Origin of the sequence: Psychroflexus salis, from assembly GCF_014640175.1 — a bacterium.
GTDB lineage: Bacteria > Bacteroidota > Bacteroidia > Flavobacteriales > Flavobacteriaceae > Psychroflexus > Psychroflexus salis.
In genome coordinates, this window is record NZ_BMGL01000003.1 from 24,300 (window position 1) to 38,325 (window position 14,026).

A 14,026-nucleotide genomic window follows, 5' to 3' on the forward strand; every position below is an offset into this window, starting at 1 on the left:
CTTTTTTAATAACTAATATTTAATAAAACTACATTTCTGTTTTACTTTCTTCAGCTTCAGCTAAAGTAAAAGTGCGTTCTACTTTATTAAAGGGCCCTTCTACATAATTACCTTCAGCATCTACCAATTCTAATGCAACTGTATTTTCACCCATAGGTAATCCTTCCATTACATAGGGCGCCCATTTAGTAACCATAAATTCATTTTCGCCATTAATAATTACTTTTACTTTATGTCCGTCTTCGGCTAATTCTGTATTCAACAAAAAGAAGTCTAACATAACCTTGTCAGTTTGTTCTTTGCCTGTATATGTACCTTTGGGTCTACTATAAAATAGGTGTGGAGCTTCGAAATCTACATCTAGCATTTGCTCTTCAGTAGGTTCACCAACACTCAATTTGGCTAAAGTATACGAGTTTTCATTTTTAACTGATTCGTGGTAAGATCGAGATAAAAAGGCTAAAACTAAATGTTCACCTTGTGGTAGGTCTTTGGTAAAAGCATCTTCGTAATGAGCTGAATAAGGACCATTGTTTAAAATAAAATGTACATGTTGTCCATGATGAGAATTGGCTAAACCGTTCTCTCCAGCATTTTCTGTTTGGTCTTTTAAATTATAATTTTCAACCTGAAAAGCAAATTCAACTTCACCTTCTTCAAGCATAGGAGAAGTTGGCGATAACATGCTTAATTTTGCTTCTGGAAATTTTGGAGAACCTTCTAATTCATAGAATTTTATCTCACTTTCCTTCTCAACTATTTCAGTAGGTTCTTCATTTTTATTTTCTTCATCTGCTTTCGTGGGAGCTTCTTCGCAAGCTATAAAGGAAGCTAAGAATAAGATGGATAGTAAACTGTTTATTTTTTTCATATCTATAAAATTTTATTCCAAAATTACAATTTTAGTATAGTTTCAAGCAGTAAATTCTTAAATCTTAACAATTTATTGAAGCTTAGTTTTAATTTGTATTTGGCTACTTAGTGTTTTGTGAACAGGACATTTATTAGCTATTTGGAGTAATTTTTCTTTTTGTTCTTCATTTATATTTCCATTTAAAACAATTTCTCTTGAAAAGGTGTCTATTTTTTTAGATGAATTGGATTCTGCATCTTCTGCATGAACTTTTTCGTAATTAATATGGACTTCCACATTACTTAAAGGCCAATCTTTATGCTTGGCATACATTTGTATAGTCATAGCTGTACAAGCCGCAAGACCTGCTGAAACAAATTCATAAGGATTTGGGCCTAAATTTGTGCCGCCATAATCTTCCGGTTCGTCTGCTTTTAAATAATGATGCCTAGCTTTTATGTCGGTTAAAAAATTATCATTTTTATTTAAATGAGCAACAACTTGGTGTTCACTTTCAAGCTTTTTAGAATCTTCTTCGGTATCTAAATAACGCTTAGACCAGCTTGCAATAACTTGCCCAACATACTTGGAATCGCTTTCGTTGGTAAGTAGGTGATTGGCTCCTTCTAAGCTTACAAAACTTTTTGGATGCCTAGCTGCTTTGTATAATTTTTCTGCATTTTTAATACCTACGATTTTATCTTGCGGGGAATGCAGTATAAGTAGTGAAGCTTTTAAATGATCTAAAGCATTTTTTTTACTTTGTTTTTCAATATCTTCTACAAATGATTTTTTTATTTTAAATGAACGCCCGCCAATATTAACTTTAGCTTCACCGTTTTCATTTATATCATCTAGGTTTTCTTCTAAAAGCTGCTTTACATGTTCGGGATCGTGTGGACTTCCAATAGAAACTACAGCTTTGCAAGAAGGAACTTGTAATGAAGCATAAATACAAGCGGTACCGCCTAAAGAGTGACCAATAAGTAAGTTTGGAGCTGTGTAATTTTCTTTTAAGAAATTAACAGCTGCTAAAATATCTTGAATGTTGTGGCTAAAGTTGGTGTCTGCAAATTCTCCTTCGCTTTCTCCTAGGCCCGTAAAATCGAAACTAAATACACCAAAGCCTTTATCGGTTAGCGATTGACTAATGTTTTTTATGTTTTTAAAATTTTTATTACACGTAAAACAATGAGCAAATATAGCGAACGAATGTGCTTTGCGAGTTGTGGGTAAATATAAAATAGCTTTTAGTTCTTCTTTTTTTTGGTTATTAAAACTAATATTTTTTTTATACATGTTGGTAACTTGATTTTTTACTTAAAATTTTCAATTTATCGGAGTTGTTGGTTTAGCCAATCTTCTGCTTCTGAAGTTTCACTACTTACAAAATAAGGAACAGGTTGTTTTTGAAATTTGAATATAGTTTTCAATACATTTCGAATTATTAAATTTGGAATTATATATGCAGTTCCAGCGCAATAATTTTTCATTAAATCTTCATTATCCTTTAACCATTTAGCCTGTTTTTTTTGAAAAGAAATACCAGGAAAAACCGCTTTTGAAGCATCAAATAGGATAGCGACTCTCTTTCTTTTAGTATAAATTTCCTTTAAATTTTTCAGATAATCGGAAAAATTTTCGTCGTTAGCTGCATTTCCTGTAAAAGTAACTTTTACGTATGGAAACTCATCTATTTCTATAGTAGCGTATTCTTGCTTCATTTAAATTGTTTTAAAGTTTAAACATAACTAATTATGACTTAGTAGTGTTTCTTTTACATTCTTTTTAAGAAACAAAAAAAGCTGCCTAAAAGACAGCTTTTTTACATATAGATAGTAGGTTAGTTTAAAACGGATAAGTATTTTCGTCTACTACTTTTTTAGCTACTAATTCTTGCAATGCAATAATGTTTGGGTAATTATCGTATTTTGTGTAACGTTTCAATCCCATTAACATCATTTTTTGTTCATCGCCTTCTGCAAATGAAATAATGCCTTTTTTGGCTTTTTCATTTACCTTTTCAACTGCATAATATAGGTACAATTGCGCCATAGCAACTTGGTATTTCGCTTCTTCTTCGTTGGTTTTTTCTACGTTTTTCTGTGCGCGTAAAATAGCAGATTCAGCCATATAAATTTCCATTAAAATATCTGCTGAAGCCATTAATAATTCCTGATGATTTTCAATTTCTTGACCATATTTCTGCATAGCAGAGCCAGCGACCATTAAAAAGGTTTTTTTCATTTTTTTAATCATGGCCTTTTCTTCAGAAAGCGGAGCCGAATAATCAGGAGTTTCAAATGAAGGAATTCCGGTTAATTCTTCTTTTACTTCATTAGCTGGTCCTAACAAATCAACATGACCTTTCATGGCTTTTTTAATCATCATACCTACCGAAAGCATGCGGTTAATTTCGTTTGTTCCTTCGTAAATTCTAGAAATTCGCGCATCTCTCCAGGCCGATTCCATAGGAGCATCAGCAGAGAATCCCATACCACCAAATATCTGAATTCCTTCGTCTGTACAAATTTGGCAATGTTCTGATACAATTACTTTTAAAATAGAGCATTCTATTGCATATTCTTCAACACCTTTTAATTCTGCTTCTTGGTGACTAGCACCAGCTTCTTTTCTGGCATTGATTCGATCTTCAATATTTTTAGCGGCCCGGTAAGATGCAGATTCGTCTACAAATGCACGAGTTGCCATTTGTGCTAATTTTTCTCTTATTGCTCCAAAGCTAGCAATCGAAGTTTTAAATTGAACACGATCGTTAGCATATTTTACAGCCGTGTCGATTACCCTTCTTTGAGCATCTAAACAAGCTGCTGCTAATTTAATTCGACCAACATTTAAGGCATTCATAGCTATTTTAAATCCACCGCCGCGTTCACCTAACATGTTTTCAACCGGAACTTTGGTGTTATCGAAAAATACTTGACGAGTAGAAGAGGAGTGAATACCTAATTTTTTTTCTTCATCACCAAGTGAAATTCCATTTTCTAAATCTTTTTCAATAATAAATCCAGTGATGTATTTATCATCTTTAATTCTAGCAAATACGATGAACAAATCGCAAAATCCTGCATTAGAAATCCACATTTTTTGTCCAGAAATATGGTAGTGTTTACCATCATTAGAAAGGACAGCTTTTGTTTTTCCTGAATTAGCATCCGATCCCGCTCCTGGTTCTGTTAAACAATAGGCACCAAACCATTCGCCTGTAGCTAATTTTGGAATGTATTTTTTCTTTTGTTCTTCTGTACCGTATAAGGTAATAGGCAAGGTTCCGATTCCGGTGTGTGCACCAAATGCTGTAGCAACCGAACCAGTTGCACCCGAAATATAATCACAAACCAACATGGTAGATACGAAATCCATTCCCAAACCTTCGTATTCTTCAGGAACTGCAACACCTAAGAAACCCAGTTCTCCAGCTTTGCGCATGATTTCTTCGGTTAATTTGTAATTTTTCTTTTCGAACTCTTCTTTGTTTGGCCAAATTTCACGGTCTACGAATTCCTTAACTGAATCACGCATCATTTTTTGCTCTTCTGTAAAATCTTCAGGGGTGAAGATATCTTTTGCGTTGGCTTCTTTTACTAAAAATTGACCGCCTCTAATTTCTTGTTTTTCTATTGTTTCCATTTTTTTTATTTTTTGTTTATTATCTCGAAAAGTTGCTAAGGCACAAAGGTTTAATGAAATTTAAAATTCACAATCTAGCACTTCTCAATACTCTCTACTTAATTCTTAATACTCTTTTCACCATAAAGTCGCAAAATTCACAGAGATTCAATTTAATTCATAATTTAAAATTCATAATTTAAAATTTCTAACTACTCACATCTCACTACTTAGTACTCACTACTAACTATTAAAAAACTTCATAAATCCCTGCGGCACCTTGTCCAGTTCCAACACACATGGTAACCATGCCATATTTGTTTTTAAGGTTTCGTTGTTTCATTTCATCAAACAATTGAACCGATAATTTTCCTCCTGTACAACCTAGTGGATGCCCAAGTGAAATAGCTCCACCATTTACATTAACGATATCTTGATTAAGATCTAACTCGCGAATAACTGCTAAAGATTGTGATGCAAATGCTTCGTTCAATTCGATTAATTCGATGTCTTCTTTCTTTAAACCAGCTTGTTTTAAAGCTTTTGGAATTGCTTTTACAGGGCCAATTCCCATGATTTTGGGCTCCACACCAACGGTAGCGTAGCTTACCAACCTAGCAATGGGCTCTAAATTATGATCCTTCATAAACTGCTCACTTACCACCATAACAAATGCAGCACCATCACTGGTTTGTGAAGAGTTTCCTGCAGTTACGCTTCCACCTTCAGCAAATACAGGACGTAATTTATTTAAGGCTTCAATGTTTGTTCCTTTTCGTGGACCTTCATCTTGAGTTACCGTATATTTTTTAGAAGTTTTTTTGTTATTTTCATCTAGATAAACTTCTTCCACATCAATAGGGACAATCTGATTTTTAAATCGGTTTTCATCTTGTGCATTTAAAGCTTTCATGTGGGATTTATAAGCAAATTCATCTTGGTCTTCGCGACTCACTTTGTATTTTTCGGCTACGGCTTCAGCAGTTAAGCCCATTCCCCAGTAATAACTTTCATTTCCTTCTTTACCAATTTTATAGTTGGGCACGGGTTTGTAACCACCCATAGGAATGTAACTCATACTCTCTGCTCCTCCGGCGATAATACAATCGGACATTCCTGACGAAATTTTGGCGCTTGCCATGGCAATGGTTTCAATTCCTGATGCGCAGTAACGATTAACAGTTACACCAGGCACTTCTTCGGTTTTTAGTCCCATTAACGAAACTAATCGCCCTACATTTAAACCTTGTTCTGCTTCAGGCATGGCATTTCCTACCATCACATCGTCAATTTTTGTTTTGTCGAAATCGGGCAGTTGTTCCATCATATACTGGATGGTCTCTGCGGCTAAATCGTCTGGTCGCTTAAATCGGAATACACCTTTATTGGCTTTTCCTACTGCGGTTCTGTATCCTTTTACTATATATGCTGTTTTCATAATCCTATCCCTAAACCCTTTCCTAAGGAAAGGGAATTTGTTTCGGGTTATTTTAAATTAATTTATACTTCATTTTGTAACAAAAGTCTCCCCTTAGGGAAGATTTAGATGGGATTTTAGTTTCTCAACGGTTTCCCTTTCTTGATCATATGCTGAATACGCTCTAGCGTTTTTCGTTCTCCGCAAAGCGATAAAAAGGCTTCGCGTTCTAGGTCTAATAAATATTGTTCGCTCACCATAGTTGGGGCAGATAAATCGCCACCCGACATGACATAAGCTAACTTATTGGCAATTTTCTTATCGTGTTCGCTGATGTATTTTCCTGCCATCATTTGGTCTGTTCCTACTAAAAATGCCCCTAAGGCTTGTCTTCCTAGTACTTTTACATTATTGGTTTTTACCGGTTTGGTATAACCTTGTTCAGCCATTAATAAAGCATATTTTTTAGCCGTTGCAATTCTTCGGTTGTCGTTCACAACCACAATGTCTTTTCCTTTTTGAAGAATATTTAAATCGTATGCTTCGTAAGCCGATTTAGCTACTTTAGCCATTCCAATGGTAAGAAAATGTTCACGTAAACGGTTTAATTCTACATCATCTTTTTGGAAAGTTTGCGCAGCTCTTAAGGTCATTTCTTTAGAACCACCACCCCCTGGAATTACGCCAACGCCAAATTCAACTAATCCAATATAGGTTTCTGCAGAAGCGACTACTTTATCGGCATGTAAACTCAATTCACATCCGCCGCCTAAAGCCATTTGATGCGGTGCTGCTACTGTTGGAATAGAAGAATAACGCATACGCATCATAGTATCCTGGAAATATTTAATAGCTGCATTTAATTCTTCGTATTCTTGTTCTACAGCAAACATGAATATCATACCGATGTTTGCGCCTACAGAAAAATTCTGACCGTTATTAGAAACAACCAATCCGTTGTATTCTTTTTCAGCTAAATCAATAGCGTGATTCAATCCGTTCAATACATCACCATCTATAGAATTCATTTTACTTCTGAATTCTACATTTAGAATTCCATCGCCTAAATTTTGTACGGAAACACCTTTGTTTTCGAAAACTTTTCTGCTTTCGCGAATATTATCTAAAATGATGAAGGCATCTTGACCAGTTACTTTGGTTTGTTCTTTCTTTGGAATATCATAATAATAGGTATTTCCGTCTTTTACTGAATAAAAGGTTTTTTGCGATGAAGCAGATAAGTCTTGTATCCAATCGGCTACTTCATAACCTTCTTCTTTCATCAATTCGATGCCTTTTTCTAGACCTACCGCATCCCAAATTTGAAACGGTCCGTGTTGCCAGCCAAAACCAGCTTTCATGGCGTCATCTATTTTATATAATTCGTCTGAAATTTCAGGAATTCTGTTTTGTATATAAGCAAATAAAGCGGCAAAGTTTTTACGGAAGAATTTTCCTGCTTTGCTATCGTCTTCAATTAAAATTGGAAAACGTTTAGCTACATTATCAATCGATTTCGTTTTATTCATCAATTCAAAACGCGGACTTTGCTTATCGCGATATTCCATAGTATTCAAATCCAAAGATTTGATTTCACTTGAACCATCTTTGTTTTTAATTTTTTTGTAAAATCCTTGACCAGATTTACTTCCTAGCCAATCGTTTTTCATCATTTTTTCTATGAAATCTGGTAATTTGAATAAATCATTACGCTCATCGTTTGGACAATTTTCGTGCAAACCATTAGCTACGTGAACCAAAGTATCTAAACCCACTACATCCACTGTTCTAAAAGTAGCTGACTTTGGTCTTCCAATTAACGGACCCGTAAGTTTGTCGATTTCTTCAATAGTGATGTCTAAATCTTTCACTTGATGAAAAAGTGACATGATGGAGAAAATACCAACTCGGTTACCTATAAATGCAGGCGTATCTTTGGCTACAACTGAAGTTTTTCCTAAGAATTTTTCTCCATATTCTTTTAAAAATTCGATTACTTCTTTGGCAGTATCTGGGCCTGGAATAACTTCGAAAAGCTTTAGGTAGCGTGGTGGATTAAAAAAGTGTGTTCCACAAAAATGCTTTTTAAAATCGTCACTTCGGCCTTCATTCATAAACTTAATCGGAATTCCAGAAGTGTTAGAAGTAATTAACGTACCTGGCTTTCTGTGTTTTTCGAGGTTATCGAAAACCTGTTTTTTAATATCCAAGCGTTCTACTACCACTTCAATAATCCAATCTACATCTTTTACTTTAGCAATATCATCTTCTAGATTACCAGTCGAAATTCGCTTAGCAAAGTCCTGATGATAAATAGGAGATGGGTTTGATTTTAAAGAAGCTTGGAGCGCATCGTTTACGATACGATTTCGTACTTGCTTGTGCTCTAAACTTAAGCTTTGTTTTTTTTCTTTTTCATTGAGCTCTCTAGGTACAATATCTAGCAAAAGCACTTCAACTCCTATATTGGCAAAATGACAAGCAATGCCGCTTCCCATAATTCCTGAGCCGATTACTGCTACTTTATTAATTCTTCTTTTCATGAACTATAAAATTTTAGTTATAAATTTTTCGATTTGCAATTAAGTCTGAAATTACATTAGCCACTTTCTTAAAGGTTTGTAAATCTTCCACTGAAATATGTTCCTGTACTTTTTCATCAAACTTTAAGACTACTTTTTTAGAATAATCCCGCATATTTACGCCAAAAGTGGTAAGTTTTATAAGAACACTTCTTCCATCTTCAGGATTTTTTTCTCTTGTAATCAAGCCTTTGTTTTCCATAGTTTTTAGGGTTCTTGACAAACTTGTGGCTTCCATTCCCATTTGTGGACCAAGCGAAGTAGAAGGAGTTCCTTTTTCTGGGTCAATATTTAATAGGATAAAGCCAGTTGCCATTGTACTTCCTTGTTTACCAGCTTCTTCGTTATACATTTTTGCTACTGCCATCCAAGTGGCACGCAAAACATAATCAATGGTCTTTTCTTTCATTATCAAAATTGAATTTCAAATATAAGCATTTTTTATTATGCACGCATAGTAAAATTGTGAAAATATTGTAAAATCACATCAAGAAAAAGCCTGTAATATATCATTCAGTTAGGCTTGTTTTTCTTTCATTTAAAACAAATGGAAAAGTAGTTTTTTATAAAAAGTATAGTTTTAAAGAAAGCTTTTAATTCAATTTATTGTTTAATTGGTATAACTTTAAACTATTTATTTAAATCTAAGAGTATATGAAGTAACTTGAGTCTTAGTTTTGGCTACAGAATAGAAAGAAATATAATTTTCATATTTCTTTTTACATAGGAAGTTTTATGTAATCTGATTAATATTAACTCTAAATCTAAATTATGAAGTTAGATGTTTACTTAAGTGTCTTTGCTTATTTGGCACAAGAATTGGACTTATAAAAGTAAATTAATGTAAGTTACAAAAACATGGATTTTGTAACCTAACACAATATAAATAACACTTGTTTTGTTAGAAATAACTGACAAGCTGTCTTAAAAAAAATATATGTCTAGATCAAAAATATTTAGCCTTGACAATTTGTCTTCACAATCTATTGATGAAGACGCAGAATTAATTCCTTTAATGACGCCCGAAGATGAAGAAGCTATTAATCGAGAAAAATTACCCGAAGAGTTACCTATTTTATCTTTAAGAAATACCGTTTTATTTCCAGGTGTTGTTATTCCAATTACAGCAGGAAGAGATAAATCTATAAAGTTAATTAATGAAGCTAACAAGAATAGCAAAATTATTGGTGTGGTAGCTCAAAAAGAAGATGAAGATGAAGATCCAAATTTTGATGCCATTAACAAGATAGGTGTAGTTGCAAAAATACTTCGTGTTTTAAAAATGCCCGATGGAAATACGACGGTAATTATCCAGGGAAAAAAACGCTTTAAGATTACTGATCCAGTAGCAGAAGAACCTTATTTAGTTAGTAAGGTAGAGAGTTTTAATGAAATTAAACCATCTGTTGAAGATACCGAATTTTTAGCCATTTTAGATACGATTAAAGAACTTTCATTAAAAATAATCAAAGAAAGTCCTAATATTCCATCGGAAGCTTCATTTGCAATCAAGAACATTGAAAGTTCTTCATTTTTAGTCAATTTTATCTCATCTAATATGAGTTTAGAAGTAGACCAAAAACAAGAATTACTCGAGATATCTGATTTAAAAATGCGTGCCCTTGCTACTTTAAAACACATGAATTTAGAATATCAAAAACTCGAATTGAGAAATGATATTCAGAATAAAGTGCATAGCGATATGAATCAACAGCAGCGTGAATATTTTCTTCATCAACAAATGAAAACCATTCAGGAAGAATTGGGTGGTGCATCGCACGAAGGTGAAGTTGAAGAGATGCGCATGCGTGCTAAAGACAAAAAATGGAGCAAGGATGTAAAAAAACATTTTGATAAAGAAATTAGCAAATTGCAACGCATGAATCCGCAAGTAGCTGAATTTTCGATTCAACGTAATTATTTAGATTTATTTTTAGATTTACCTTGGAATGAATTTAGTAAAGATAAGTTTGATTTAAAGCGAGCTCAAAAAATTCTTGACCGCGACCATTATGGTTTAGAAGATGTAAAACGTAGAATAATTGAATATCTTGCTGTTTTGAAGCTACGTAATGATATGAAGTCACCTATACTTTGTTTGTATGGACCTCCAGGAGTGGGTAAAACTTCTTTAGGAAAATCTATTGCAGAAGCATTGGGCAGAGAATATGTTCGTGTTTCGCTAGGTGGATTACGCGACGAAGCAGAAATCAGAGGGCATCGAAAAACTTATATCGGTGCTATGCCAGGCAGAATTATTCAAAGTCTTAAAAAAGCAGGTACTAGTAACCCTGTGTTTGTACTCGATGAAATTGATAAGATTGGAAATTCGCATCAAGGGGATCCATCTTCAGCTTTGTTAGAAGTATTAGACCCAGAACAAAATTCTGAATTTCATGATAATTTTTTAGAGTTAGGTTACGACTTATCTAGAGTAATGTTTGTGGCAACATCTAATAATTTAGGAACCATTCAACCAGCATTACGCGATCGAATGGAAATTATAAATGTTACCGGTTACACCATCGAAGAAAAAGTTGAAATTGCTAAAAGACACTTGTTGCCCAAGCAAATAAAAGTTCATGGTATAAAGAAAACTGATATCAAGCTAGGCAAAAAAGAATTAGAAAAAATAATAGAAGGCTATACGCGAGAATCTGGTGTTCGTGGCTTAGAAAAACAATTGGCTAAAGTGGTAAGAAACGTAGCAAAGCATATCGCTATGGAAGAAGAATACAATGCCAAAATTACAAATACAAATATTGAAGAAATACTTGGTAGCCAAAAAATAAATCTAAATTCTTATGAAAATAATGATGTTGCTGGAGTAGTAACTGGTTTAGCTTGGACTAGTGTTGGTGGAGATATATTGTTTATTGAGTCTACACTTTCTAAAGGTAAGGGCAATTTAAACATTACAGGAAACTTAGGGAAAGTAATGAAAGAATCTGCTACCTTGGCTATGGAATACATAAAAGCTAATGCAGAAGAATTTAACTTAGATGCTGAACTATTTTCTAAGTACAATGTACATATTCATGTTCCCGAAGGAGCAACACCTAAAGATGGACCAAGTGCAGGAATAACGATGTTAACTTCTTTAGTTTCATTATTTACTCAGCGTAAAATTAAACGCAATTTAGCAATGACTGGTGAAATTACGCTTCGTGGACGAGTGCTACCCGTTGGCGGAATTAAAGAAAAAATACTTGCCGCTAAACGAGCAAAAATTAAAGAAATTATACTCAGTGAAGACAATAAACGCGATATAAACGAAATAAAGGAAGACTATTTAAAAGGTTTACAATTTCATTTTGTGAAAGATATGTCCGAAGTCCTTGAAATTGCCTTATTAAAACAAAAAGTTGCTAAAGCAAAACAACTTTAATTCAATAAAAAGTAATAAGTTTGAAAACTGGATGGTTAATTTACATCCAGTTTTTTTATTTGTATAAAATAAAAAAACAAACTTGCGTTTTAAATACAATGCATACACTTTGATGAAAATTAAAATTGCTTTTCTTATAGTTTGTATAACTCAGTTTACCTACGCGCAAATTGGTGGACAAAATACTTATCAGTTCTTAAATTTACCAGTCAGCCCAACGCATTCAGCTCTGGGGGGTAAGTTAGTAACAGGTTTAAGCTATAACCCAACTATGGGAATGCTTAATCCTGCTAATATTAATGCAGAAATGGCAGGACAAGTGTCTGCTAATTATATGAATTACATTGCAGATATTAGCTATGGTACAGCTGCTTACGCGCATCGTATAAATGAAAAATATGGTATTGTACAAGCTGGAGTAAGCTATATAGATTATGGTAATTTTGATGGTTTTGATGAATTTGGAAATGAAACAGCAGACTTTGGTGGTAACGAAGTTGCATTTAATTTAGGATATGCTTACAAACTGCCAGACACTCGTTTTTCTTTTGGTATCAACATAAAAGCCATCACTTCTCGATTAGAACAATATTCTTCTTTTGGCCTTGCTACCGATGTAGGTGTAACTTATTATAATCTAGAAAGCAAATGGATATTTTCGGGAGTTTTACGAAATGCAGGTGGACAATTAAAACCATTTAATGAAGTTAGAGAAAGTATGCCTTTAGAATTGATATTTGGTGTTTCGAAAGAACTAGAAAATGTGCCGATTCGATGGCACCTTACTTTAGAAAATATGCAGGAATGGGATGTTGCTTTTAGAAATCCCGCCCGTGATGAAACCGATTTAGAAGGTAATGTAACTAGAGATGATCCTAGCTTTATCAACAATGTTTTTAGGCATACTGTATTTGGTGTAGAACTTTTCCCTCAGGGTGGATTTACGGTACGTTTAGGTTATAGTTTTAGACGTGCCGAAGAATTAAGGATTGTAGACCAGCGATCTTTTGCAGGATTAAGTGGTGGTTTTCAAATTAAGTTTAATCGCTTTCGTTTTAGTTATTCATATATGCGATTTAATCAAGCGGCGAGCTCAAGTTTCTTTGGAGTAGACATCGATTTAAAATAACACAACTTAGTTCTTTTATTTCTAGCTATTTAGTAAATATACATATAGTTTTCAATATAATTATCTTAAAGTTGATGCTTAAAATAACTATATTTGATTTTATTCATTTTATCTTGTATGCAGTGTCCAAGTTTTTAATTACACTTTTCTTATTCATTTTTGGTTTAACAATTGGGAATTCTCAATCGCTTACCAAGACGCAAATAGACAGTATCCATAAAACTCAATTTAATATTTATTCTGAATTTTACAGTGATATTAAAACTTCAAAAAAAAAAATTAGATAGTTTATTTAAAGTTGATACATCAAGTTGGCCTGATTCATTAGTTAAAGCTAATTTAAAATTAAAAGGTATTTATTATCAAAGGATTTTTAAACTTGATTCTTCAGAATATTACTTAAGAAAAGTTATTAAATTTGAAAAAGAACGATTAGAATTAAGTCCTTTTAACCTCTATAATCTTGCTGTTACTCTAAAAAAGAAAAGATCTTACAAAACCGCAATTGATGTTTTAAATGATGCTCAAATTATTGCCTTAAGGACGGATAATCTTAAAGCTTTAGGTATAATTCAAGATGAATTATCGAGTGTTTATTCTCGTTTACAAAATTACCAAATGGCTTTAGATTTAAAGCTTAGAGCGATCAATTTGATTGAAAACTCCAAGCCCATTGATACAATTAGCCTAATTTATGCCAAGCATAATCTTGCAGACCTTTATTTTAAAACAAAAGAATATCAAAAATCTGCAGAATTGTTTATTCAAGCTAGTAATGAATTTAAACGAATTAATTACATGCCAACTTATCATTTGGCAAACACAAACTTAGCTAATACTTATATCAAACTTGAAAAATTTCATGAAGCGGATAGTCTAATACAAATGTCTATTGAATGGTTTAAGGAGTTTAAAAATGAAAATTATATTAACTATGCTTTAGAAACAAAAGCTTTGCTTTTGTTTAAGCAAAACAAATTAGTTGCTTCTAGTAGAATATACGATTCATTAGTTAATAATGCTTAAC

General features: G+C 33.3%; 10 protein-coding genes. 3 read left to right on the forward strand and 7 right to left on the reverse strand.

Features of this window, described 5'->3' with window-relative positions; genetic code table 11:
• Positions 1-28: 28 nt before the first annotated feature.
• The 7 genes from IEV63_RS02670 to IEV63_RS02700 all read right to left on the reverse strand — a co-directional run bounded on the left by IEV63_RS02670 (position 29) and on the right by IEV63_RS02700 (position 8,891).
• Complete coding sequence (locus tag IEV63_RS02670; RefSeq protein WP_188405219.1) at positions 29-871, reverse strand: hypothetical protein; 843 nt, start codon at positions 869-871, stop codon at positions 29-31.
• A 72-nt stretch (positions 872-943) separates the two neighbouring features.
• Entirely contained in the window at positions 944-2,152 is a 1,209-nt protein-coding gene (locus IEV63_RS02675) for a bifunctional alpha/beta hydrolase/OsmC family protein (protein WP_188405220.1), read from the reverse strand.
• A 35-nt stretch (positions 2,153-2,187) separates the two neighbouring features.
• The gene (locus tag IEV63_RS02680; protein WP_188405221.1) at positions 2,188-2,577 is read right to left on the reverse strand and encodes an STAS/SEC14 domain-containing protein; all 390 of its coding nucleotides are present in this window, start codon (positions 2,575-2,577) and stop codon (positions 2,188-2,190) included.
• Positions 2,578-2,701: 124 nt separating this feature from the next.
• Entirely contained in the window at positions 2,702-4,504 is a 1,803-nt protein-coding gene (locus IEV63_RS02685; RefSeq protein WP_188405222.1) for an acyl-CoA dehydrogenase FadE, read from the reverse strand.
• Between the two features lie 229 nt (positions 4,505-4,733).
• On the reverse strand, positions 4,734-5,921 hold the full coding sequence (locus IEV63_RS02690) for an acetyl-CoA C-acyltransferase (protein ID WP_188405223.1): 1,188 nt from the start codon (positions 5,919-5,921) through the stop codon (positions 4,734-4,736).
• Between the two features lie 116 nt (positions 5,922-6,037).
• Positions 6,038-8,443 (reverse strand): 3-hydroxyacyl-CoA dehydrogenase/enoyl-CoA hydratase family protein, encoded by a 2,406-nt coding sequence (locus IEV63_RS02695; protein WP_188405224.1) that lies wholly within the window; start codon positions 8,441-8,443, stop codon positions 6,038-6,040.
• A gap of 13 nt (positions 8,444-8,456) precedes the next feature.
• Positions 8,457-8,891, reverse strand: a complete 435-nt coding sequence (locus tag IEV63_RS02700) for a MarR family winged helix-turn-helix transcriptional regulator (protein ID WP_188405225.1) — start codon at positions 8,889-8,891, stop codon at positions 8,457-8,459.
• Between the two features lie 528 nt (positions 8,892-9,419).
• Between IEV63_RS02700 and lon the strand changes: the two genes are divergently transcribed.
• From lon to IEV63_RS02715, 3 genes are all read left to right on the forward strand, one after another.
• On the forward strand, positions 9,420-11,870 hold the full coding sequence (gene lon / locus IEV63_RS02705) for an endopeptidase La (protein ID WP_188405226.1): 2,451 nt from the start codon (positions 9,420-9,422) through the stop codon (positions 11,868-11,870).
• A gap of 112 nt (positions 11,871-11,982) precedes the next feature.
• Positions 11,983-12,999: a type IX secretion system protein PorQ gene (porQ, locus tag IEV63_RS02710; protein WP_188405227.1), complete on the forward strand. Its 1,017-nt coding sequence runs from the start codon at positions 11,983-11,985 to the stop codon at positions 12,997-12,999.
• A gap of 252 nt (positions 13,000-13,251) precedes the next feature.
• The gene (locus IEV63_RS02715) at positions 13,252-14,025 is read left to right on the forward strand and encodes a tetratricopeptide repeat protein (RefSeq protein ID WP_188405228.1); all 774 of its coding nucleotides are present in this window, start codon (positions 13,252-13,254) and stop codon (positions 14,023-14,025) included.
• Position 14,026: the final 1 nt, after the last annotated feature.